The sequence below is a fragment of the Streptomyces tyrfis genome (assembly GCF_037034285.1).
Classification (GTDB): domain Bacteria; phylum Actinomycetota; class Actinomycetes; order Streptomycetales; family Streptomycetaceae; genus Streptomyces.
This window is the reverse complement of the sequence record NZ_JBAGJZ010000035.1, coordinates 26,012-46,889: the sequence shown is the minus strand read 5'-3', so window position 1 is coordinate 46,889 and position 20,878 is coordinate 26,012. Positions and strand designations below refer to the sequence as shown.

19 protein-coding genes are annotated in these 20,878 nt (G+C 73.0%); 5 read left to right on the top strand and 14 right to left on the bottom strand.

What is annotated here, in order from left to right; translation table 11 throughout:
• The first annotated feature begins 79 nt into the window (after nt 1–79).
• Nucleotides 80–1,363 carry an LCP family protein gene (locus WA762_RS24600; protein WP_335938427.1) on the top strand — a complete coding sequence of 428 codons (1,284 nt, stop codon included), beginning with the start codon at nt 80–82 and terminating at the stop codon, nt 1,361–1,363.
• 85 nt (nt 1,364–1,448) lie between these two features.
• Here WA762_RS24600 and WA762_RS24595 read toward each other — a convergent pair whose 3' ends face one another.
• Together WA762_RS24595 and WA762_RS24590 are read right to left on the bottom strand one after the other, a co-directional pair.
• Nucleotides 1,449–2,462: a DUF5954 family protein gene (locus WA762_RS24595; protein WP_335938425.1), complete on the bottom strand. Its 1,014-nt coding sequence runs from the start codon at nt 2,460–2,462 to the stop codon at nt 1,449–1,451.
• Nucleotides 2,463–2,698: 236 nt separating this feature from the next.
• Nucleotides 2,699–3,856 (bottom strand): acyl-CoA dehydrogenase, encoded by a 1,158-nt coding sequence (locus WA762_RS24590; protein ID WP_335938476.1) that lies wholly within the window; start codon nt 3,854–3,856, stop codon nt 2,699–2,701.
• 210 nt (nt 3,857–4,066) lie between these two features.
• Between WA762_RS24590 and WA762_RS24585 the strand changes: the two genes are divergently transcribed.
• Complete coding sequence (locus WA762_RS24585; protein ID WP_335938475.1) at nt 4,067–5,410, top strand: UDP-glucose dehydrogenase family protein; 1,344 nt, start codon at nt 4,067–4,069, stop codon at nt 5,408–5,410.
• A gap of 266 nt (nt 5,411–5,676) precedes the next feature.
• Here WA762_RS24585 and WA762_RS24580 read toward each other — a convergent pair whose 3' ends face one another.
• Nucleotides 5,677–6,189, bottom strand: coding sequence for a CGNR zinc finger domain-containing protein (locus WA762_RS24580; protein WP_335938424.1), 513 nt, complete (start codon nt 6,187–6,189; stop codon nt 5,677–5,679).
• Nucleotides 6,190–6,330: 141 nt separating this feature from the next.
• Between WA762_RS24580 and WA762_RS24575 the strand changes: the two genes are divergently transcribed.
• Nucleotides 6,331–6,693: a VOC family protein gene (locus WA762_RS24575; protein WP_335938422.1), complete on the top strand. Its 363-nt coding sequence runs from the start codon at nt 6,331–6,333 to the stop codon at nt 6,691–6,693.
• Between the two features lie 132 nt (nt 6,694–6,825).
• Here the strand turns inward: WA762_RS24575 and WA762_RS24570 are convergent, their stop codons facing one another.
• The 3 genes from WA762_RS24570 to WA762_RS24560 are packed head-to-tail and all read right to left on the bottom strand — an operon-like array spanning nt 6,826 to nt 9,850.
• Nucleotides 6,826–8,061, bottom strand: a complete 1,236-nt coding sequence (locus WA762_RS24570; RefSeq protein ID WP_443080662.1) for a dipeptidase — start codon at nt 8,059–8,061, stop codon at nt 6,826–6,828.
• Between the two features lie 59 nt (nt 8,062–8,120).
• Nucleotides 8,121–8,660, bottom strand: a complete 540-nt coding sequence (purE, locus tag WA762_RS24565; RefSeq protein WP_335938420.1) for a 5-(carboxyamino)imidazole ribonucleotide mutase — start codon at nt 8,658–8,660, stop codon at nt 8,121–8,123.
• The gene (locus tag WA762_RS24560) at nt 8,657–9,850 is read right to left on the bottom strand and encodes a 5-(carboxyamino)imidazole ribonucleotide synthase (RefSeq protein WP_335938418.1); all 1,194 of its coding nucleotides are present in this window, start codon (nt 9,848–9,850) and stop codon (nt 8,657–8,659) included. Before WA762_RS24560 ends, purE begins: the two co-directional genes overlap by 4 nt.
• A 140-nt stretch (nt 9,851–9,990) precedes the next feature.
• On the opposite strand from WA762_RS24560, the gene WA762_RS24555 reads away from it, so the two are divergent.
• Nucleotides 9,991–10,566 (top strand): GtrA family protein, encoded by a 576-nt coding sequence (locus WA762_RS24555; protein WP_335938416.1) that lies wholly within the window; start codon nt 9,991–9,993, stop codon nt 10,564–10,566.
• A 113-nt stretch (nt 10,567–10,679) separates the two neighbouring features.
• On the opposite strand, the gene WA762_RS24550 is transcribed toward WA762_RS24555, so the two are convergent.
• Nucleotides 10,680–11,945: an ATP-binding protein gene (locus tag WA762_RS24550; protein ID WP_335938414.1), complete on the bottom strand. Its 1,266-nt coding sequence runs from the start codon at nt 11,943–11,945 to the stop codon at nt 10,680–10,682.
• Between the two features lie 63 nt (nt 11,946–12,008).
• A complete protein-coding gene (locus WA762_RS24545; protein ID WP_335938412.1) occupies nt 12,009–12,686 on the bottom strand; it encodes a response regulator transcription factor in 678 nt (225 codons plus the stop codon).
• Between the two features lie 491 nt (nt 12,687–13,177).
• Between WA762_RS24545 and WA762_RS24540 the strand changes: the two genes are divergently transcribed.
• Nucleotides 13,178–14,668 (top strand): peptide MFS transporter, encoded by a 1,491-nt coding sequence (locus tag WA762_RS24540; protein ID WP_335938409.1) that lies wholly within the window; start codon nt 13,178–13,180, stop codon nt 14,666–14,668.
• Between the two features lie 166 nt (nt 14,669–14,834).
• On the opposite strand, the gene WA762_RS24535 is transcribed toward WA762_RS24540, so the two are convergent.
• The 6 genes from WA762_RS24535 to WA762_RS24510 all read right to left on the bottom strand — a co-directional run bounded on the left by WA762_RS24535 (nt 14,835) and on the right by WA762_RS24510 (nt 20,815).
• Complete coding sequence (locus WA762_RS24535; RefSeq protein WP_335938473.1) at nt 14,835–16,181, bottom strand: hypothetical protein; 1,347 nt, start codon at nt 16,179–16,181, stop codon at nt 14,835–14,837.
• Nucleotides 16,182–16,216: 35 nt separating this feature from the next.
• Nucleotides 16,217–17,365, bottom strand: a complete 1,149-nt coding sequence (locus WA762_RS24530; protein ID WP_443080665.1) for a hypothetical protein — start codon at nt 17,363–17,365, stop codon at nt 16,217–16,219.
• A 128-nt stretch (nt 17,366–17,493) separates the two neighbouring features.
• Entirely contained in the window at nt 17,494–18,540 is a 1,047-nt protein-coding gene (locus tag WA762_RS24525; protein WP_335938407.1) for a COG1470 family protein, read from the bottom strand.
• A gap of 160 nt (nt 18,541–18,700) precedes the next feature.
• Nucleotides 18,701–19,372 (bottom strand): peptidase, encoded by a 672-nt coding sequence (locus tag WA762_RS24520; protein WP_335938405.1) that lies wholly within the window; start codon nt 19,370–19,372, stop codon nt 18,701–18,703.
• 224 nt (nt 19,373–19,596) lie between these two features.
• On the bottom strand, nt 19,597–20,118 hold the full coding sequence (locus tag WA762_RS24515; protein WP_335938402.1) for an ATP-binding protein: 522 nt from the start codon (nt 20,116–20,118) through the stop codon (nt 19,597–19,599).
• Between the two features lie 328 nt (nt 20,119–20,446).
• On the bottom strand, nt 20,447–20,815 hold the full coding sequence (locus tag WA762_RS24510) for an STAS domain-containing protein (protein ID WP_335938400.1): 369 nt from the start codon (nt 20,813–20,815) through the stop codon (nt 20,447–20,449).
• Between the last annotated feature and the right edge of the window lie 63 nt (nt 20,816–20,878).

Below are 20,878 nucleotides of genomic sequence, written 5' to 3'. Positions count from 1 at the left end.
CATCAGCTTGGCAACAGCCCCGATGCGATTTTCCGTACACCCTGTAAGAGGCGGGCGTTCGGCCTGCACACTGGACGGCATGAACGATTGGCCCGAGGGCTGGACCGACGACAACCGCAGCGGCAACCGCTACGGGCAGGGAAGCAGAGGCGACCAGCCCGAGGGCGCCCGTGTGATGGGACACATACAGCGGCGCCCGGCGCCGCCGCAGCAGCGCCCCGCACCGCCCCGTCCGCGCCAGGCCCCGCCCCCGTACGCCGGCGGCCAGTACGCCGACGGCGGCGGGGCGGGCTACGACAGCGGCTACAACACGGGCCAGGTCTACGGCGGCGGCCCGGGCGGCGGCGGCCGGGGCGACGGCGGGCGCGGCGCGGGACGCCCGGCGCCCGACTGGCCCCGCCGAATAAAGGTGGGCACGCTGTCCCTGGTGGTCGTGGTCCTCGTGGTCTCCATCGGCACGTACTTCTGGGCCGACTCCAAGCTCAAGCGCGAGGTGGACCTGTCCAAGGTCATCGAGCGGCCGAAGGAGGGCGACGGCACCAACTACCTGATCGTCGGCTCCGACAGCCGCGAGGGCATGTCCGACGACGACAAGAAGCGGCTGCACACCGGCTCCGCCGAGGGCAAGCGGACCGACTCGATGATGATCCTGCACGACGGCTCGAACGGGCCGACGCTGATCTCCCTGCCCCGCGACTCGAACGTGGAGATCCCCTCGTACAAGGGCTCCGAATCCGGCAAGCTCTACCCGGCCCGCGGCCGGTTCACCAAGCTGAACGCCGCGTACGCCGAGGACGGCCCCGAACTCCTCGTCCGCACGGTCGAGTTCAACACCGGGCTGCACATCGATCACTACGTCGAGATCGGCTTCGGCGGCTTCGCCAACATCGTGGACGCGATCGGCGGCGTGGAGCTGGACATCCCGAAGGCGTTCAAGGACAAGAAGTCCGGCGCCGACTTCAAGGCGGGCAAGCAGACGCTGAACGGCGAGCAGTCGCTGGCCTTCGTCCGCACCCGGTACGCGTTCGCCGAGTCGGACCTGGCCCGGACGAAGAACCAGCAGAAGTTCCTCGCGGCGCTGGCGAGCCAGACGGCGACGCCGTCCACGATCCTCAACCCGTTCAAGCTGTACCCGACGATGAGCGCCGGCCTGGACACCCTGATCGTGGACAAGGACATGTCGCTCTGGTCGCTGGGCCAGATGTTCTTCGCCATGAAGGGCGTCACGGGCGGCGACGGCACCTCGATGAACATGCCGATCTCCGGCTCCGTCGGCGGCAACCTGGTCTGGGACAAGGCCAAGGTCGAGCAGCTGGTGAACCAGCTCAACAAGGACGAGAAGGTCACCGTCTCCGGAAACTGAGCGGGCGACCCGGGCGGGGCGCCGGCGGTTCGCCGCCGGCGCCCCGCCGTTCCGTCGTCCGGGCCCGTCGTCGCGCCCGCCGGGCCTATCCGGCGGCGTAGTCGATGTTGCCCCACTCGTCCATCAGCGGGTGGATCTGCGTGGGCTCCTGGACATCGGTGTCCGAACGCCGGGGCCCCTCCGGGCCGTTGGGCCCGATCCGCATCATCCGCTCGACCCGGACGATCTGGTAGCAGCGCCCGCGCACGATCAGCTCGTTGGGCCGCCGCTGCCGCATGAACGCCTCCGCCGCCCGCGCGTACGCGGCGCTCTCCTGCTCGTCGGACTCCTCGATCCGCGGCCGGACCTCCTTGAAGTAGTGCGCGAGGGACCGCCGGGCGTCCTGCGGGGTGGGGTGCTGCTCCGAGGCCATCGACCAGGAATCCTTCTTGCGCTCCATCACCCGGAAGGCGACCGGCAGCAGCACCAGCCCCGGGTGGGTCCGGGTGGCCCGCTCGGAATCCGCCAGCACGTCGGGCGGGAAGCGGTCGGAGGTGTACTGGTACGGCAGCAGGCCCATCCGGTCCAGCCCCTCCGTCAGCCCGACCGCCGCCGCGTGGTCGATGACGAAGCCCTTGGTGGTGGAGGGGGCGCGCGTCTTGATGTCCCAGCCCTCGCAGTCGACGTCCGTGGGTCTGGGCGGCTCCAGCCGGCCCTCGCCGATCCGGGCGAACTCGTCGGCGCGCACGACGCGGTAGCGGGTGTCGCCGACGGTCAGCTCGTTCACCGGCTCGGTCTCCAGCCGGGCCACCGCGTCCAGCAGCAGCCGCCGCTCGCGCGGGTCGTCCGTCTCGTCCTTGGCCTTGAACCAGAGGTGGGAGTTCAGCTCGTCGCGGGCATCCTGCGGATAGCCGGTGTCCATGTCGGTCAGCAGCCGCCACCGCGGCCGCTCGCCGCGGCGCTGCTCGGCGACGCCGAAGAGCGGCCCGCGGACCACGATCTTCCCGTACGTCCGGGACGCGGCGAACGCGTCGGCCTCCGTGACCAGGGACACCGGATCGTCGCGGTGCTCCACGTTGATGACGAGGTGCTCCGGATGCTCCTGATAGTGATCAACCATGCACTCAGTGTGCCGAGTTCGTTGCCGGAAGATGAGGGAAACAACGGAATCCGCCCGCCCGGACGCCGACGGTTTCACCGGCCGACGGGCGAGCCGGCCCGGCACGACGCCGACAGGCCCCGTCCGGACGGACGGGGCCTGTCGGCGCGGCCGGAGCGGCGCGCGAGGAGGTCAGGGGCGGGGCCCCCGGCGGCCACTCCGGGACCTCCGGGCCGCCTGCGGCCGGCGCGGGCCCGCTACGGAAGGTTCCTCGCCATGACGATCCGCTGCACCTGGTTGGTGCCTTCATAGATCTGCGTGATCTTCGCGTCGCGCATCATGCGCTCCACCGGGTAGTCGCGCGTGTAGCCGTAGCCGCCGAGGAGCTGGACGGCGTCGGTGGTGACCTCCATGGCGACGTCGGAGGCGAAGCACTTGGCGGCGGCGCCCTGGTACGTGAGGTCGCTGTCGCCGCGCTCGGAGGCGGCGGCCGCCTGGTAGGTGAGGGCGCGGGCGGCGGAGATCTTCATCGCCATGTCGGCGAGCATGAACTGGATGCCCTGGAAGTCGGCGATCGGCTTGCCGAACTGCTTGCGCTCCCGCACATAGCCCTTGGCGTAGTCGAGCGCGCCCTGGGCGATGCCGAGGGCCTGGGCCGCGATGGTGATGCGGGTGTGGTCCAGGGTCTTCATCGCGGTGGCGAAGCCGGTGCCCTCCTCGCCGATGATGCGGTCGGCGGGGATGCGGACGTTGTCGAAGTAGACCTCGCGGGTCGGGGAGCCCTTGATGCCGAGCTTCTTCTCCGGGGCGCCGAAGGAGACGCCTTCGTCCGACTTCTCGACGACGAAGGCGGAGATGCCCCTGGAGCGCTTGGCGGGGTCGGTGACGGCCATGACCGTGTAGTAATCGGAGACGCCCGCGTTGGTGATCCAGCGCTTCACCCCGTTGAGCACCCAGGAGTCGCCGTCGCGCACGGCGCGGGTCTTCATGCCGGCCGCGTCGGAGCCCGCGTCGGGCTCGGAGAGGCAGTACGAGAACATGCCGTCGCCCTTGGCGAGCGGGCCCAGGTACTTCTTCTTCAGGTCCTCGGAGCCGGAGAGGAACACCGGGAGCGAGCCCAGCTTGTTCACCGCCGGGATGAGGGAGGAGGAGGCGCAGACCCGGGCCACCTCCTCGATCACGATGACCGTCGCCAGGGCGTCGGCGCCCGCGCCGCCGTACTCCTCCGGTACGTGCACGGCGTGCAGATCGGCCCCGGTCAGGGCGTCCAGCGCCTCCTGCGGGAAGCGCGCCTCCTCGTCGACCGCCGCCGCGTGCGGGGCGATCTTCGCCTCGGCGAGCGCACGCACCGTCTCGCGGAGCATCTCGTGCTCCTCGGCCGGACGGTACAGGTCGAAATCGGTCGAACCCGCCAAGACGCTCACTCCCCAAGAAGCTAACTACCGTTAAGTAACCCAATTTTAGAGCGCGCGCGCCGAATTGGCCCATGCAATGCGCGCGTGAGCTTGACGACAGGGGTTCCGGGGGCCGTCCGGGCGGCCGGAAACGGGGCTCGCGGGGGCGGGGATATGCTCGTTCACCGCATGTCCCACCGCACTTCTGTCCGCATCTTCCAGGAGCACCGCATGGCCCTCAGGATCACTGTGATCGGCACCGGATACCTCGGCGCCACCCACGCCGCGGCCATGGCGGAGCTGGGCTTCGAGGTGCTCGGCCTCGACGTCGTGCCCGAGAAGATCGAGATGCTGGGCGCCGGCCGGGTTCCGATGTACGAGCCGGGCCTGGAGGAGCTGCTCCGCCGGCATGTGGCCGGGATCGAGGGGTCGACGGAGCGGCTGAGGTTCACCACCTCCTGGCAGGAGGTGGCGGAGTTCGGCGATGTGCACTTCGTGTGCGTGAACACTCCTCAGAAGCACGGCGAGTACGCCTGCGACATGAGCTTCGTCGACAGCGCCTTCGAGTCGCTGGCCCCGCATCTGACCCGGCCCGCCCTGGTCGTCGGGAAGTCGACCGTGCCGGTGGGTTCGGCGGCCCGGCTCGCGGCCCGGCTCACGGAGCTGGCCCCGGCGGGCGCGGGCGCCGAGCTGGCCTGGAACCCGGAGTTCCTGCGGGAGGGCTTCGCCGTGCAGGACACCCTGCACCCGGACCGGATCGTGGTCGGCGTGGCGAGCGAGCGGGCCGAGAAGCTGCTGCGCGAGGTGTACGCGGTGCCGCTCGCGGAGGGGTCTCCGTTCGTGGTGACGGACTTCCCGACCGCCGAGCTGGTGAAGACCGCGGCCAACTCCTTCCTGGCCACGAAGATCTCGTTCATCAACGCCATGGCGGAGGTCTGCGAGGCCGCCGGCGGCGATGTGAAGAAGCTGGCGGAGGCGATCGGGTACGACGAGCGGATCGGGTCGAAGTTCCTGCGGGCCGGGATCGGTTTCGGCGGCGGCTGCCTGCCCAAGGACATCCGCGCCTTCATGGCGCGCGCCGGTGAGCTGGGCGCGGACCAGGCGCTGACGTTCCTGCGCGAGGTCGACTCGATCAACATGCGGCGTCGCGGCCACATGGTGGAGCTGGCCCGGGAGGCCGTGGGCGGCGACTCGTTCCTCGGCCGGCGGGTGGCGGTGCTGGGCGCCACGTTCAAGCCGGACTCGGACGACGTACGGGACTCGCCGGCGCTGAACGTGGCCGGGCAGATCCACCTCCAGGGCGGCCAGGTCACGGTCTTCGACCCGAAGGGGATGGAGAACGCGCGGCGGCTCTTCCCCACCCTCGGTTACGCGGAATCGGCGCTGGAGGCCGTGCGCGGCGCGGACGTGGTGCTGCACCTGACGGAGTGGCGCGAGTTCCGCGAGCTGGACCCGGCGGCGCTGGGCGAGGCCGTCTCCCGCCGGATACTGCTGGACGGCCGCAACGCGCTCGACGGCGAGCTGTGGCGGGCCGCCGGCTGGACGTACCGGGCGATGGGCCGCCCGACGGCCTGACCGGCCGCACGCGAGGACCCGTGCGCTCCGGTCGCCGGGGCCGTACGGGTCCTCGGCCGTACGGGTCCTCGGCCGTACGGGTCCTCGGCCGTGCGGCTGCGGCCCGTTCCCGTACGGCCTGATCGCCGGGCCGCACGGCGGCTCCTGTCCCGTCCGTCCGTCCGCTCCCCTTCCGTCCGCCCGCTTCCCCGTGTGGCCACGGCTTCTCCGCCGTGCGCCCCTCCCCCCGGCCCGCTCCGGCCGGCGGTCGGCCCTGTCTGGCGCGGTCAGCCCTGTCTGGCGCGGTAGGCGCGCATCTTGGCGCGGGCGCCGCACACCGACATGGAGCACCAGCGCCGCCGGGCCGCCGGGCTGCGGTCGTAGTACGCCCACCGGCAGTCCTCCGCCTCGCACGCCTTGAGCCGGCTCCAGGTGCCGTCGCCCGCTGCCTCCGCGACGGCCCGCGCGACCCGGGCGGTCAGCCCGGCCGGTTCCTCGACGGGCCGCAGCGCCGCCGCGCCCGCCGCGTCCACGGTCACGCGCAGGGGCGCGGCGGCGAGGAGCCGGTCGAGTTCGAGGACCCCCGCGTCCTCGGCCGGACGATGGCCCGCGTGGGCGAGGCAGGCGGCGCGGAGCGCCTCGCGCAGGGCGCGGGCGTCCGGGACGTCCGGCTCCGTGAGGCCGAACGCGGCGCGTCCGTCGGCCGTGTCGAGCGTGTCCGCACCGGTCTCGACATCCAGCGTGTTGACCAGGGCCTCGATCAGCGCGAGCCCGCCCGGCGCGGCGTTCTCCGCGCTCATGGGACCGCGTTCTCCGCGTTCACGGCGCGGTGTTCTTCGCGTTCATGGTTGCGACGTTACCTCCGTTGCGGCAGCATGCAGTAACCGTTACCGGTTGAAAGCCGGTGGCGGTAACGAACCCGTCTTCGAGGAGGAAATGTCATGGCTGTCGCCACACTGGGGACCGTCGTCCTGGACTGCCCCGACCCCGTCGCGCTCGCCGGTTTCTACGCCGGGCTGCTCGGCGGAGCGGTCGAGGACGACGGCGACGGCTGGGTGGAGCTGACCGGGACCGGGGGCGCCCTGCTCGCTTTCCAGGCGGCACCGGGCCACGTGCCGCCGCGATGGCCGGGTGAGGACGGCGCGCAGCAGTTCCACCTGGACCTGACCGTGCCGGATCTGGACGCGGCGGAACGGGAGGCGCTCGCACTGGGTGCGACCGTGCTGGAGGCGGAGGACCGGGACCGGAGCTTCCGCGTCTACGCGGATCCCGCGGGGCACCCGTTCTGTCTGTGCAGGGGCTGACCGCCCGCACGACGCACCGCCCGCGCGAGGGGCGGGGCCGACGGCCCCGCCCGGAACGACGCGAGCCCGGAACGACGAAGTGCGGGGCGCCCCGCCAGGGGGGCGCCCCGCACTCGGCGGTCCCGGTTCCGCTCAGCCGGCCTGGGCCGGCGCGTCCAGCTGCTCGATGGTGGCGTGCGACGGGCCCCGGCGGGCGCTCAGGTCACGGGCGACGGCCTCGGCGTCGCGCAGCACCCGTACCGCGTTGTGCCAGGTGAGCTTGGCGAGGTCGGCGGCGGACCAACCGCGGCCGAGCAGTTCCGCGATCAGGTTGGGGTAGCCGGAGACGTCCTGGAGGCCGTCCGGCAGGAAGGCGGTGCCGTCGAAGTCGCCGCCGATGCCGATGTGGTCGATCCCGGCGACCTCGCGCATGTGGTCGAGGTGGTCCGCGATGGTCGCCACCGTGGCCACCGGGCGCGGGCGCGCCGCCTCGAACGCGGCGTGCAGCTCCATGGCCCGCGCGCTGGTGTCGAGGTGGTGCAGACCGTGGGAGCGCAGGTTCTCGTCGGCGGCCTCGGTCCAGGCGACGGCCTCCGGCAGGACGAACTTCGGCACGAAGGTGGCCATGGCGATGCCGCCGTTGGCGGGGAGCCGTTCGAGCACGTCGTCGGGGACGTTGCGCGGGTGGTCGCAGACGGCGCGCGCGGAGGAGTGCGAGAACATCACCGGTGCCGCGGTGGTGTCGAGCGCGTCGCGCATCGTGGTGGCCGCCACGTGCGAGAGGTCGACGAGCATGCCGGTGCGGTTCATCTCCCGCACGACCTCGTGGCCGAAGGGCGAGAGACCGCCTACGCCCGGTGCGTCGGTGGCCGAGTCCGCCCACGCGATGTTGTCGTTGTGGGTGAGCGTCATGTACCGGACGCCGAGAGCGTGCAGGGCGCGCAGGGCGCCCAGCGAGGCGTTGATGGAGTGGCCGCCCTCGGCGCCCATCAGGGAGGCGATGCGGCCCTCGGTCCGGGCCGTCTCCATGTCGTCGGCGGTCAGGGCGCGCCGCAGGTCGCCGGGGTGGCGGGCCAGCAGCTCGGTGACGGCGTCGATCTGTTCCAGGGTGGCGCTGACGGCCGCGTCGCCCGCCATGTCGGACCGTACGTAGACCGACCAGAACTGGGCGCCGACGCCCCCGGCGCGCAGCCGGGGGATGTCGGTGTGCAGATGGGCGGACTGGTCGCCGGCGATGTCCCGGGCGTCCAGGTCGTAGCGGACCTGCTCGCGCAGCGCCCACGGCAGGTCGTTGTGGCCGTCGACGACGGGGTGCTCGGCGAGGAGCTCCCTCGCCCGTGCCAGCCGTTCCTCGCCGGTGTGCCGTTCGTCCGCGCCCTGCCGCTCCACGGTCCCCCGCTCCTTCGCGCTCCGTCGTGCGTCCACGTCCTGCCGCCGCTCCACGGCGCCTACTTGCCGAAGCCGAAGGACTCGGCGCCCCCGGCCCTGGCGCGCAGCCGCCTGCCCTTCTCCGTCGCCTGGTCGTTCAGCTCCTGCTGGAACTCGCGCATCCGGGCCAGCAGCTCGGTGTCGTGGGCGGCGAGGATGCGCGCGGCCAGCAGGCCCGCGTTGCGGGCGCCGCCGACCGAGACGGTCGCGACCGGGACCCCGGCGGGCATCTGCACGATGGAGAGCAGGCTGTCCATGCCGTCCAGGTACTTCAGCGGGACGGGCACGCCGATCACCGGCAGCGGGGTGACGGAGGCGAGCATGCCGGGCAGATGGGCGGCGCCGCCCGCGCCCGCGATGATCGCCTTGAGGCCCCGGTCGGCGGCCTGCTCGCCGTACGCGATCATCTCGTGCGGCATGCGGTGGGCGGAGACGACGTCGACCTCGTAGGGGATCTCGAACTCGCCGAGGGCCTTGGCGGCGGCCTCCATGACGGGCCAGTCGGAGTCCGAGCCCATGACGATGCCGACGACCGGCGCGGCGGTGGCGGAAGAGGTCATTCGGTGATCGTTCCTCGTAGGTAGTCGGCCGCGTGCCGGGCGCGCTCGCGCACGTCCGCCAGGTCGTCGCCGTAGGTGTTGACGTGTCCGACCTTGCGGCCGGGCTTCACGTCCTTGCCGTACATGTGGATCTTGAGCTGCGGGTCGCGGGCCATGCAGTGCAGGTACCCCTGGTACATGTCCGGGTAGTCGCCGCCGAGGACGTTGCACATCACGGTCCAGGGGGCGCGGGGGCGCGGGTCGCCCAGCGGCAGGTCGAGGACGGCCCGCACGTGGTTGGCGAACTGCGAGGTGATCGCGCCGTCCTGGGTCCAGTGCCCGGAGTTGTGCGGGCGCATGGCCAGCTCGTTGACGAGGATGCGGCCGTCCCGGGTCTCGAAGAGCTCGACGGCCAGGTGGCCGACGACGCCGAGTTCGGCGGCGATCCGGAGCGCGAGCCGCTGGGCCTCGACGGCCGCCCGCTCGTCCAGCTCGGGCGCGGGGGCGATGACCGTGTCGCAGACGCCGTCGACCTGGATCGACTCGACGACCGGGTAGGCGACGGCCTGGCCGTGCGGCGAGCGGACGATGTTGGCCGCCAGCTCCCGTACGAAGTCGACCTTCTCCTCGGCCAGGACCGGGACGCCGGCCCGGAAGGGCTCGGCCGCCTCGGCCTCGGAGCGGACCACCCAGACGCCCTTGCCGTCGTAGCCGCCGCGCACGGTCTTCAGGACGACGGGGAAGCCGCCCGTCTCCCGCCCGTCGGCGCCCTCGCCGGAGGGCCCTTCGTGCCCGCCGCTCCCGAGCTCGGCCGCGAACGCCGCGACGTCCGCCGGGTCCGTCACGATGCGGTGGCGGGGGCAGGGGACGCCGATCGCGTCCAGCTTCGCCCGCATCACGCCCTTGTCCTGGGCGTGGACCAGCGCGTCCGGGCCCGGGCGCACCGGGATGCCTTCCGCCTCCAGGGCCCGCAGGTGTTCGGTCGGCACGTGTTCGTGATCGAAGGTGATCACGTCGCAGCCGCGCGCGAAGTCACGCAGCGTGTCCAGGTCGCGATAGTCGCCGACGACGACTTCGTTCACCACCTGGGCCGCCGAGTCCTGGGGAGTGTCACTGAGGAGCTTGAACCTGATGCCGAGGGGGATGCCCGCCTCGTGGGTCATACGGGCGAGCTGACCGCCACCGACCATGCCGACTACCGGGAACGTCACCCGTCCAGGGTATCCGGCGCCCCGACGGGACCCCGACGTCGCCCGTGCCCGGAGCTGTCCGGGCGTCCCCGGGCGCCCGGGAGGACGGGTCGCTAGCATGACCGGGTTGACGTAACCGACAGACGGGCTGAGCGATCACCATGAGCGAACGGGGCGCACTGCGAGCCCGGCTGGATCGGCTGGCCCGGGAGATCGCCAAGTTCGGCACGGTCGGCGCGCTCGGCCTGGTGGTCAACATCGCGGTGTCCAACCTGCTGTGGCGCACCACGGACCTCCAGGTGGTGCGGGCCGGTCTGCTGGCCACAGTCGTCGCCATCCTGTTCAACTACGTCGGCTTCCGCCACTGGACGTACCGGGACCGCGACAAGTCCGGCCGGACCCGCGAGCTGACGCTGTTCCTGCTGTTCAGCGCGGTCGGCGCCGTCATCGAGACGGGTGTGCTGTACGTGGCGACGTACGGCTTCGGCTGGAACACCCCGGTCCAGAGCAACGTCTTCAAGATCCTCGGCATCGGGATCGCGACGCTGTTCCGTTTCTGGTCCTACCGGACGTGGGTGTTCAAGGCGCTGCCCGCCCCGGAGCCGGCGCGGGTCCCGGCGCAGGGCGCGGAGGAGCGCCTGGACGATCTGGAAGACGGGTTCCTCGGACAGGGGCGCGCGGAGCGGGCGCCCGTCGAGCGGGCGCCGCGCGCCGAGGCGGACCCGGTACGCCGCTGACGCGCGCCCGGGACACGCCCGCGCCGTACGCGCCGGGCCACGCGGCGCGCGTCGGGCCATGCCGTGCGCCGCCGGGCACGGGTCGCATGCCGTCGGCCGTGTGCCCGGCCTTCTCAGCGCACCGGGCGTTCCGGCTCCTGCCGGTCGAGGGCCACCCGGCTGAGGAACAGCGCGAAGACCGGCGGCTGCTGCTGGAGCAGTTCCAGCCGCCCGCCGTCCGCCTCCGCGAGGTCCCGGGCGACCGCCAGGCCGATGCCGGTGGAGTTGCGGCCGCTGATGGTCCGTTCGAAGATCCGGGAGCCCAGGTCGGGGGGCACGCCCGGGCCCTCGTCCGTGACCTCGATGACCACCTGGTTGCCGGTGACCCGGGTGCGCAGCGCGACCGTGCCGCCGCCGTGCATCAGCGAGTTCTCGATCAGCGTGGCCAGCACCTGGGCGACCGCGCCGGGGGTGCCGACGGCCCGCAGCCCCTGCTTCCCGGACCGGACGATGGCGCGGCCCTCGCCCCGGTAGGCCGGGCGCCACTCCTCGATCTGCTGCTTGACGACCTCGTCGAGGTCGAAGACGACGGCGGAACCGGTGCGCGGGTCGCGGGCGTTGGTCAGCAGCCGCTCCACCACGTCGGTGAGCCGCTCGACCTGGGTGAGGGCGATGTTCGCCTCCTCCTTCACCGTCTCCGGGTCGTCGGTGACGGAGATCTCCTCGATCCGCATGGAGAGCGCGGTCAGCGGCGTGCGGAGCTGGTGCGAGGCGTCCGCCGCCAGCCGGCGTTCCGCCGTCAGCATCCGGGCGATCCGTTCGGCGGAGGCGTCCAGGACGTCCGCGACCCGGTCCAGCTCCGGCACCCCGTACCGCTTGTGGCGCGGGCGCGGATCGCCGGAGCCCAGGCGCTCGGCGGTCTCGGCGAGGTCGGTCAGCGGCGAGGCCAGCCGGTTGGCCTGGCGCACGGCGAGGAGCACCGCCGACACGATGGCCAGCAGCGCCACCGCCGCAATGATCACCAGGGTGCGGCCGACCTCGCGGGTGACGGCGGAGCTGGACTCCTCGACGGTGACCTGCTCGCCGCGCGCCCCCTCGGCGGTGCTGCTGATCACACTGCCGGTGGGGCGGCTGCCGACCTCGATCGGGGCCCGGCCGGGGATCTTGACCAGTGCGTAGCGCTTGCCGGTGATCTGCTGGGCCAGCAGATCGGGGTTGATGCGCTCGGCCCCGAGCAGGCGGCTCTCGACGACGCTGATCAGCCGCAGCGCCTCGGAGTCGACGCTCTCCTGGGCGCTGTTGCTGATGGTGCGGCTCTCGACGATGACGAGGGAGACGCCGAAGACGGCGATCACCACGAGCACCACGGCGAGCGTGGAGTTGATCAGTCTGCGGCGCATGAGTGCTTCTGCGGGTCGGTTCCGGTCGGCGCCGGTCGTGCCCGGCGCCCGTTCCTGTCGACGTCAGCTCTTCTCGAAGCGGAAGCCGACGCCCCGTACGGTCGCGATGTAGCGGGGGTTGGCGGCGTCGTCGCCGAGCTTCTTGCGGAGCCAGGAGATGTGCATGTCGAGGGTCTTGGTCGACGACCACCAGGTGGTGTCCCAGACCTCGCGCATCAGCTGGTCCCGGGTGACGACCCGGCCGGCGTCCCGGACCAGGACCCGCAGCAGGTCGAACTCCTTGGCGGTGAGCTGGAGTTCCTCGTCCCCCATCCACGCCCGGTGCGACTCGACGTCGATCCGGACGCCGTGGGTTGCGGGCTGCGGCGCGGGCTCGGCGGCGCCGCGGCGCAGCAGGGCGCGGACGCGGGCGAGCAGTTCGGCCAGGCGGAAGGGCTTGGTCACGTAGTCGTCGGCGCCGGCGTCCAGACCGACGACGGTGTCCACCTCGTCGGCCCGGGCGGTCAACACCAGGATCGGCACGGTGTGGCCCTCGGCGCGGAGCCTGCGGGCGACTTCGAGGCCGTCCATCCCGGGCAGTCCCAGGTCGAGCACGACCAGGTCGATCCCGCCCTGGAGGCCGGCTTCGAATGCGGTCGGACCGTCCTCGCGGACCTCGACCTCGTAACCCTCCCGACGCAGGGCGCGGGCCAGCGGCTCCGAGATGGACGCGTCGTCCTCGGCGAGCAGTACACGGGTCATGGAGTGATGGTAGTCCGCGCGGGACGGCTGTCGTGAGGCGATCGGAAAGCCCTGCGGGTTCGTCAGGAAAGCCGACGCAAACCTTCGATTATGAGAGCGTAATCCCTCCCCCGCCTGTGATCCTTCTCTCAAGTCCATTCATTTCGGACTCTGTCGTGGCGTATGGTTGCTCGACGCCTGTTGCACGACTCAAGGACCCTTGGGCAGTTTTTAGCGCCGAGGGTCTCTTTTGTTCTGCCGGCTGGTACCCCGCCAGTCGTGACTTCAGTGAATGACCTGCGGCCGGGCCCGGAGCGCGTGAACGCGCGCCGGGCGTGGATCCCGTTCCGGTCGGTCCCCGTCTCCGTCAGTCGGCTCGTAGGCGAGTCCGGCGGTCGGGACGCATCCCTCTCAGGCGCGGGGTGGGACTCGCGGCCGGGCCGGTGCCGGCCTCCCCCCACCGGGCGCGTCACGCTCACGAGGCGACGCGTCCCGAGACACAAGGATCGACCATGGCGTCCAGCCTGACGAAGGAACCGGCCAGCACCCCTGGATCCGAGAAGACCTTCTTCGGCCACCCCCGCGGCCTGGCCACTCTCTTCATGACCGAGATGTGGGAGCGCTTCAGCTTCTACGGCATGCGGGCCCTGCTTCCGCTGTACCTGGTCTCCGGATCCGGCCTGCACATGAACGCGGCCACGGCCACCGCGATCTACTCCATCTACATGGCGATGGTGTATCTGCTGGCCATGCCGGGCGGCTGGTTCGGCGACCGGGTCTGGGGGCCGCGCAGGACGGTCACCGTGGCCGCCTCGATCATCATGGTGGGCCATCTCACGCTGGCCGTTCCGGGTTCCGGTCCGTTCTTCGCCGGTCTGGCGCTGGTCGCGCTCGGCTCCGGTCTGCTGAAGGCCAACATCTCGACGATGGTCGGCCACCTCTACGACGGTCCCGAGGACCCGCGCCGCGACGGCGGCTTCACCGTCTTCTACATGGGCATCAACCTCGGCGCCTTCGCCTCGCCGCTGATCATCGGCACGATCGGCGAGAAGGTGAACTGGCACCTCGGGTTCGCGCTCGCCGCGGCCGGCATGGCGCTGGGCCTGGTCCAGTTCCTCATCGGCACCCGCCACCTGAACCCGCGCAGCAGCGTCGTCCCGGAGCCGCTGTCGGCGGAGGAGCGGCGCACGACGCTGCGCAAGGGCCTGATGTGGCTGGCGGTCGCCGCCGTCTTCTACGGTGTGCTGCTCGCCACCGATGTGTACACGCTGAACTGGGCGCTCGTCCCGATCACCGTCGCCGGTCTGATCATCCCGGTCGCCGTGCTGGTGCGGATCAAGCGCGACCGGGATCTGACGAAGACCGAGCAGTCGAAGATGTCCGGGTACATCTGGTTCTTCGTCGCCGCGGCCGTGTTCTGGATGATCTACGACCAGGGCGGCTCCACGCTGTCGCTCTTCGGCGAGTCCTCCACCACGAACAGCGTGCTGGGGCTGAGCTTCCCGACCTCCTGGTACCAGACCATCAACCCGGTCTTCATCATGGCGCTGGCCCCGGTCGTCGCCTGGATATGGCTGGCGCTGAACCGGCGGGGCAAGGAGCCGGGCACGGTCGTCAAGTTCGGCTCGGGCCTCTTCCTGGTCGGCGTCTCCTTCCTCGTCTTCATGCTGCCGCTGACCATGGCCTCGGACGGCGACAAGGTCAGCCCGATGTGGCTGGTGTCGATCTACTTCCTGCAGACCGTCGGTGAGCTCTGCCTCTCCCCGGTCGGCCTGTCGGTCACCACGAAGATGGCCCCGGCGAAGTACGGCAGCCAGATGATGGGGGTCTGGTTCCTCGCCGTCACTGCAGGCGACTGCACCACCAGCCTGCTGTCGCTGGCCGGCGTCAACCTGGACAAGACCGGCATGGTGGGCCTGGAGGCGGCCCTCGCGCTGGTCGCGGCGGTCTCCATCTGGATGTACCGCAAGAAGGTCGCCCAGCTCATGGGCGACGTGCGCTGACGCACCCCGGCCGTCGCCCCCGGCCGTCGGGACGCCGGACGCCCGGCGCCCCGACGGCACGACGGCACGGCGTCGACGACGAGGGCCGCCGCACCGCTGATCACGGTGCGGCGGCCCTCGCGCCGTGCGGGCGGTCGCGCGCAGGGCTACGCCGGCGCGCGCCGGCTCATCGGGTGCCGCGCAGCCGCCGCCAGGGGGTGAAGGTGAACACGGCGCCGCCCAGCAGGATCGCCGTCCCCGCGACCAGCCCGAGCGCGCGCAGCGTGTCGTGGCCCTCGGCTCCGGTGGCCGCCAGCCCGCCGCCGGCGGCGCCCGCCGAGCCGGACACGGCGCCGGCGGAGCCCGCCGCGCCCTGCCCGCCCGAGGAGCCGGAGCCGGAGACCCCGCCCTCCTGCGCGGTGGTGTCGAGTTCCAGCGACGGGGCGACCGAGCCCTTGACCTTGCACGGGATGCTGATCTTCGAGCCGCCCAGGGTGACGTCGATGGTCAGGGCCCCGGGGCTGAGCGTGGACTTCCCGGAGGCGCCCGGCTTGTACGTGCCGGTCATGTCGGACAGGTCGACCGGCTTGCCCTGTTCCAGCGGTTCGGCGTTGGCGGGGCCGGTGACCTTCACCGAGCCCTTGTCCGCCCCGCCGACGGTGACGTCCATGGAGGGCTTGAGCGCGCCGGCGGGCAGCGCGGCCGGGCTGTTCATCACGCCCTTGGCGGTCTTGACCGTCAGCGCGTAGCTTCCGCCGCTCTTCCTGGCGTCGATCGTCACCTTGGTGGCGATGTCGGCGGGTCCGGGGGAGGTGCAGGCGAAGTCGACGGCGACCTGCTTGCCGGGAAAGTCGGTCTGTCCGCCGCCGCCCCCGGAGCCCGAGGTGGTGCCGCCGGCGGAGGTCGTGCCGCCCGCGGTGGTGGAGCCGGAGGACGTGCCGGTGGTGGAGCCGCCCGCCGTGGTGGAGCCGGAGGACGTCCCGGTGGTGGAGCCGCTCGTCGTGCCGCCCGAGGTGGTGCCCGGGCCGCCGTCCGTGACCTTGATCGTCGCGCCCGGCTGCACCGCCTCCTTGGGCGCGCACTTGGTGTCCGTGGAGAGCGGCTTGGAGACGTTGATGGCGTACGCGGCCGGGGTCAGCGTGATCTCGCCGGCCTTCTCCAGCTTCAGCGTGCCCTTCATGTCGGGCAGGATCATGGCGCCGTTCTTCGGGATCGGCGGGTTCTGGCGCGGCCCCTCCATGCTCACGGAGCCGGTGGCGGCGCCGCCCACCTCGACGGTGCCGGTCGGCTTGACCGTGTCCTTCTCCAGGTCGAGTATGTCGGGGTTCTTGGAGGCGGCCTGGACCGTCTTCCACACCACCTCGACGGTGTCCCCGACCTTGGCCTCGGCGGGCGCGGTCAGCTGCACCACGGTGGTGCCCTGCACCGGCGGCAGTCCGGAGATGGCCGGGGGGATGCACTCCGTCCGGTACGAGATGTCGGCGGCCCGGGCCGGGCCCGCGGCCATCAGCATGCCCACGCCGCCGAGCATCATCGCGACTCCCGCCGCGACCGTTCTGCGTTGCCTGCTCACGAATGTCCCTTCGTCGTCGGTCTGTTGTCTGACGGTGCGGAATCCGGTGTGAACCACGGCAGCGCGGCCGTGGTCGCGGGCGAGGATGTGGATGCGGACGATGCGGATGTGGGTGCGGACGGGGTCGTGGTGGCGGAGGCGGCCGGGGCGCCCGGTTCGGGTCGCCGGGCACGGCGGGGTCCCCGGCGGCCGGCGGCCGGTCCGGCGCTCCGCGCCGCGCGGCGGCGCCGGGCGCGGGCCGGGCCGGGCGAGGGGCGGGGCCGGACCCGGTCGACGACCGCCATGCCGATCCGGAACACGGCGGCCGGCACCACGACGCAGAGCAGGACCCAGAAGAGCGTGACGCCCCAGGGGCGGCCGACGCCCCAGGGCTGCTCCGCCAGCACCTTGCCGCCGTACTCCAGCGAGATCTGGTAGTCGCCGTGGGCGCCCGCCGCCAGTTCGACCGGCAGCTCGATCCGCGCCTTGCCGCCGGGCTCGACGGCGCCGCGCCACTGCCGTTCCTCCCACTGGGGGGCGAACACGCCGTGCGCGGTGCCGATCCGGAAGACCGGGTCCCGAACCGGGGCGGCGCCCAGGTTGCCGACGGTGAAGACCAGTCGCCGGGCGGGCGGCGCGCCGAACCAGGTGAGGACTCCGCTGTCGCCCTCCAACCGGGTGGCGGCCAGCACGGCGAGCCTGCCGCCGGTCTCCTTCGGCAGCGCGGCGACCGGGTGTCCGGCCACCACGAACACGGCGTCGGCGGCGGCCTGTTCGCCGGTCACGGTGGCGACGTGCACCACGCACGGGCAGGGCACGGGCGGCTCGGCCACCGGCAGTTTCCTGGCGAAGCCGCCGTCGGGTCCGGTGGTGACGGCCCGGCCCTCGGCGTTGGCGCAGGAGTTGGTGCCGCCGATCACGCCGCGGTCCGGGGTGGACCGGCCGCAGATCAGCATCATCAGCAGGGCGCCGGGACGCCATCCGCTGCCCTTGACGGTGATGTCGCCGCCCTTGCCCGCCTGCCGCTCGGAAAGGGTCACCCCGGGCTCCGCCCGCGCGGCCGCGGCGGACTTCGCGCCCGGCGCGGACGCCGGGGCGGCCACGGCGCGCACGGCACCGGCCGTGGCGGCGGGCGCGGGGAGCAGCAGCAGGGCGGGCAGCAGCACGAGGAGCGACGCGGCGGCCCACCGCCGTCCGCCCCGACGCCGCCGGCCGTCGCCCCCGTGGATGCCCGACCGGCGGCCGGCCCGCCCGCGGTCCCCCGGACCAGGTGCCGCCGCTCCGATCCGTCCCGTCACGATGCCCCTCCCGTCCTCGCCATGTGCTCCTTCTCCGCCCCCGCGCCGGCCGGGCGACCGCCGCCCTCCGGCCCCGGCGGCCGTGCGGGCGGCCCGTCCCCGCGCCCCGGCGGGGCCTCCGCGCCCGCCGCCCGGCCGCGTGCGCGCCGCCGCCGGTACGCGTACCCGGCCGCCGCCGCGGCCGTCAGCAGCAGTGCCCCGCCCAGCAGCGGCGCCCGGGGCACGAAGGCGGCGCGTGCCGTCGCCTCGCCGTGCGCGCCGCCGTCCGCCGTGACCCGCAGCCGTACCGTCGCCGCGTCGAGGGCCGGGGCGTCCCGCCAGGGTTCGGTGAGGGCGGCGCGCTCGCCGGGCGCCAGTTCCACCGGCAGCGGGCGCGCGCCGCGTCGCAGCAGCGCCCCGAACACCCCGTCGGCCTCCACCGCGAGCTTCGGGGCCAGCACGGTGTTGCCCCGGTTGACCAGCGTGTAGCGGATGGTCCGCCCGGACACGGCGACGTCCTCGACGGTGAGCGCCGCCAGCGCGGGTCCACCGACCCGCAGCCGTATCCGTACGTCCACCGAGCGGCCCCCGCTCTCCACGACGATCGCGCCGGGGTGGTCGCCGGGGACCGCGTCCGCCGGCACCGTCACGGAGAACGGCACCTCGGCGCGGGTGCGGGCGGGCACCGTCACCCGGGCCGCCGCGGTCCGCAGCCAGGCGCCGGCCCCGTTCCCGGGCGCCGCCGCCCCGCCGCGCTCCGGGCGGCCGTCGCCCTCCGCCCGGTCCGCGTCGCCGCCGCGCAGCCGTACGGTGACCGGCGCGGCGCCGGGGTTGGTGACGGCGAGCCGGTCCTGGAGGACGGCCCCGGGCGGCCCCTCCAGATAGAAGTACGGCCTGTCCCCGTCCTTCCCGGACCCGCTCGCCACGGGCCGCGCCGTCCAGGCGGCGGCGCCCGGGGACGGGGCCGGCGTCCGGGGTTCCGCACCGGCCGCCGGCGTCATGGCGAGGGTCAGCAGCAGGACGGCGAGGGCGAGTCGGACGGGGTGGCCGGTCGGCGGCGGCATGGCGGCTCCCTGATGCGTGAGGACGGCTGGTCACGTCGGAGCCCGCCGAGGACGAGGTCCGCGCCGGGGGACCGCCCGGTCCGGGGCGCGGTCCGGACCCGTACCCTCCGGCACAGGTCCGGTCCTGCACGGGCCCGGTCCGGTGCGGGCGGGCTCCGTCCTACCGGCCGGCGGCGACCTGCCCGCGCCGGGTCAGCCAGAGCACCCCGGCCGCGCCGGTCAGCAGCACGGTGCCGCCGAGCATGCCGAGCGCCATGGCCGAGTCGAGCGGCCCGGTCTTCGGCAACCGGCCGCCGTCGGCGGGGGTGTTGGGCGCCGTCCCGCCTGCGGCCGTCACATCGAGCCGGAGCGAGGGGCCGGGGTTGTTGGAGGGGGTGCAGGTGGTGGTCGTGCCCAGCGCCTTGATGGTGAGCACCCCGGCGGTGAACTCGGCCTTGCCGCTCTTCCCCGGGGTGTACGTGCCCGTCAGATCGCCGATCTTGATCGGGGAGTTGGCGGGTATGGCGGCGGCGTTCGGCGGCCCGGAGACCCGCACCTCCCCCTGGTCGGCGCCGCTCACCTTGATCACGGCACTGGGGCTCATCGCCCCCTTGCCGAGCTCGACCGGACTGGACGAGACGCCCTTCTGGAAGGACATCGTGAGCCGGTAACCGCCGCCGCTCCTCACGGCCTTGATGTCGATCGGGGACACCGCGCCCTTGTCGCCGATCGGGGTCTTGCACTGGTAGTCGACGTCCACGACCGCGGCGTGGGCGGCGGGCGCGGCCATCAGCACCACCGTGCCCGCCAGCGCGGACGCCAGCGCGAGAGCTGTTCGCTTCTGGTAGGACACCTTGATTCCCCCTCGTACCGGGAGTCGCCGCGCTCCGTCTCTCAGTGGACGCAAGTTACTGACGACACATCAGATGGGCGCTCAAGGTACGCCCGGGGCCCTGTGGAGGGAAGACAAAGAGCGCGCCGATCCGACGCGCTCCCGGTGTGCGATCGCGGGGCCCGCGCCCCGGACGGCCGAACGCCGTCCCGTATCCCTGATGGGCGCGGGCGACGGAACAACTCTCAGACGGGGGCCGCCAGTTCGGCCCAGACGGTCTTGCCCGGGCGGCCCGGCGCCCGCAGCACGCCCCAGTCCAGGCAGAGCCGCTGCACGATGAACATGCCGTGCCCGCCGGGCCGCCCGGCCCGGTGCGGGGTGCGCGGCGCGGGCTGACCGGCGCCCGCGTCGACGACCTCCACCCGCAGCACCTTCGCCGCGCGGGCGATGCGGATCTCCTCCGGGCCCTCGGCGTGCAGGCAGGCGTTGGTGACCAGTTCGGAGACGACCAGCAGGACGTCCTCGGCGGCGGCCCGGCCGTCCGCGCTCGACGCGGGGAGCCAGCCCCATTCGTGAAGCGCCTGACGGGCGAAGTCGCGGGCCGTCGGCACGACGCCGCCGACCCCCCGCAGCGGCAGCGTGCGCCACTGCCGCCCGGCCGGTTCGGCGGAGACCGCCCCGGCGCCCGTGTCCGCGTCCTCGTCCGCGCCGGCGTCCTCCGGCTCGCGGCCGAGGTCGCCCGGCGGCTGCTGCCGGGTGGTGCTCATCAGCGCTTCACCTCACCGATTCACCATGTCGCCATCGAACAGTTACAAGTACAGATCACGCGCGGACACCACGAGCACACCGGGACCGCGCGCGAGTGCCGCACGTAGGAATACCGCATGCGGGGCCGCGGCACCTGCCGCCGGCCGCCGCGCATGCGGACACCGCGCCCGCGGGCCCGCGGCACATGGGATCACACACCGCTCCGCCAGGTGTCTCCTGCCCGGCCGAATCGTGACAACACCCGCTTCGTCCGCGCGGGCCGCGTGACACCGGCAACACCTGAGCCCCCCGAGGTCACGGAACGCGCGCCGCCGGGCGCGCCCGCCCTCACGTGTCCAGGGCCGCGTCCAGGGAGTCGTGAACGGTGAAGACCGCCTCGGCCCCGGTGATTTCGAAGACCCGCGCCACCACCGGCCGCATCCCGGCCAGATGGACCCCGCCCCCGGCCGCCTCGGCCTTGAGCCGGGCGCCGAGCAGCACATTGAGCCCGGTGGAGTCGCAGAACTCGAGTCGCGAGCAGTCGATCACCAGGCGTGCCCGCCCCTGCTCGACCGCGCTCTCCAGGGGCTCCCGCAGCAGATCGGCCGTGTGGTGATCCAGCTCACCCACCGGCGTCACGACCTCGCTGCGCCCCTCGGTACGGGTCCCGACCTGAAGCCGGCCCCGGTTCGCACTGCCGACCGTCCCGCGGTCCATGCCAAGTCCCTCTTCGCCGTTCGTCGCCGTCAGTGGTCACTGTTCGCGTTCTCGCGTGCGCGG

What these genes read in the sequence shown, in the direction of transcription:
- WA762_RS24535 (WP_335938473.1), bottom strand. Translation starts at nt 16,181, where the DNA reads ATGATGCTCGGCGGCGTGGGCATGCTGATGGCCGCGGGCCCGGCCCGG.
- WA762_RS24515 (WP_335938402.1), bottom strand. Translation starts at nt 20,118, where the DNA reads ATGAGCACCACCCGGCAGCAGCCGCCGGGCGACCTCGGCCGCGAGCCG.
- WA762_RS24580 (WP_335938424.1), bottom strand. Translation starts at nt 6,189, where the DNA reads ATGAGCGCGGAGAACGCCGCGCCGGGCGGGCTCGCGCTGATCGAGGCC.
- WA762_RS24585 (WP_335938475.1), top strand. Translation starts at nt 4,067, where the DNA reads ATGGCCCTCAGGATCACTGTGATCGGCACCGGATACCTCGGCGCCACC.
- WA762_RS24540 (WP_335938409.1), top strand. Translation starts at nt 13,178, where the DNA reads ATGGCGTCCAGCCTGACGAAGGAACCGGCCAGCACCCCTGGATCCGAG.
- WA762_RS24575 (WP_335938422.1), top strand. Translation starts at nt 6,331, where the DNA reads ATGGCTGTCGCCACACTGGGGACCGTCGTCCTGGACTGCCCCGACCCC.
- WA762_RS24525 (WP_335938407.1), bottom strand. Translation starts at nt 18,540, where the DNA reads ATGCCGCCGCCGACCGGCCACCCCGTCCGACTCGCCCTCGCCGTCCTG.
- WA762_RS24545 (WP_335938412.1), bottom strand. Translation starts at nt 12,686, where the DNA reads ATGACCCGTGTACTGCTCGCCGAGGACGACGCGTCCATCTCGGAGCCG.
- WA762_RS24555 (WP_335938416.1), top strand. Translation starts at nt 9,991, where the DNA reads ATGAGCGAACGGGGCGCACTGCGAGCCCGGCTGGATCGGCTGGCCCGG.
- WA762_RS24595 (WP_335938425.1), bottom strand. Translation starts at nt 2,462, where the DNA reads ATGGTTGATCACTATCAGGAGCATCCGGAGCACCTCGTCATCAACGTG.
- purE (WP_335938420.1), bottom strand. Translation starts at nt 8,660, where the DNA reads ATGACCTCTTCCGCCACCGCCGCGCCGGTCGTCGGCATCGTCATGGGC.
- WA762_RS24550 (WP_335938414.1), bottom strand. Translation starts at nt 11,945, where the DNA reads ATGCGCCGCAGACTGATCAACTCCACGCTCGCCGTGGTGCTCGTGGTG.
- WA762_RS24510 (WP_335938400.1), bottom strand. Translation starts at nt 20,815, where the DNA reads ATGGACCGCGGGACGGTCGGCAGTGCGAACCGGGGCCGGCTTCAGGTC.
- WA762_RS24600 (WP_335938427.1), top strand. Translation starts at nt 80, where the DNA reads ATGAACGATTGGCCCGAGGGCTGGACCGACGACAACCGCAGCGGCAAC.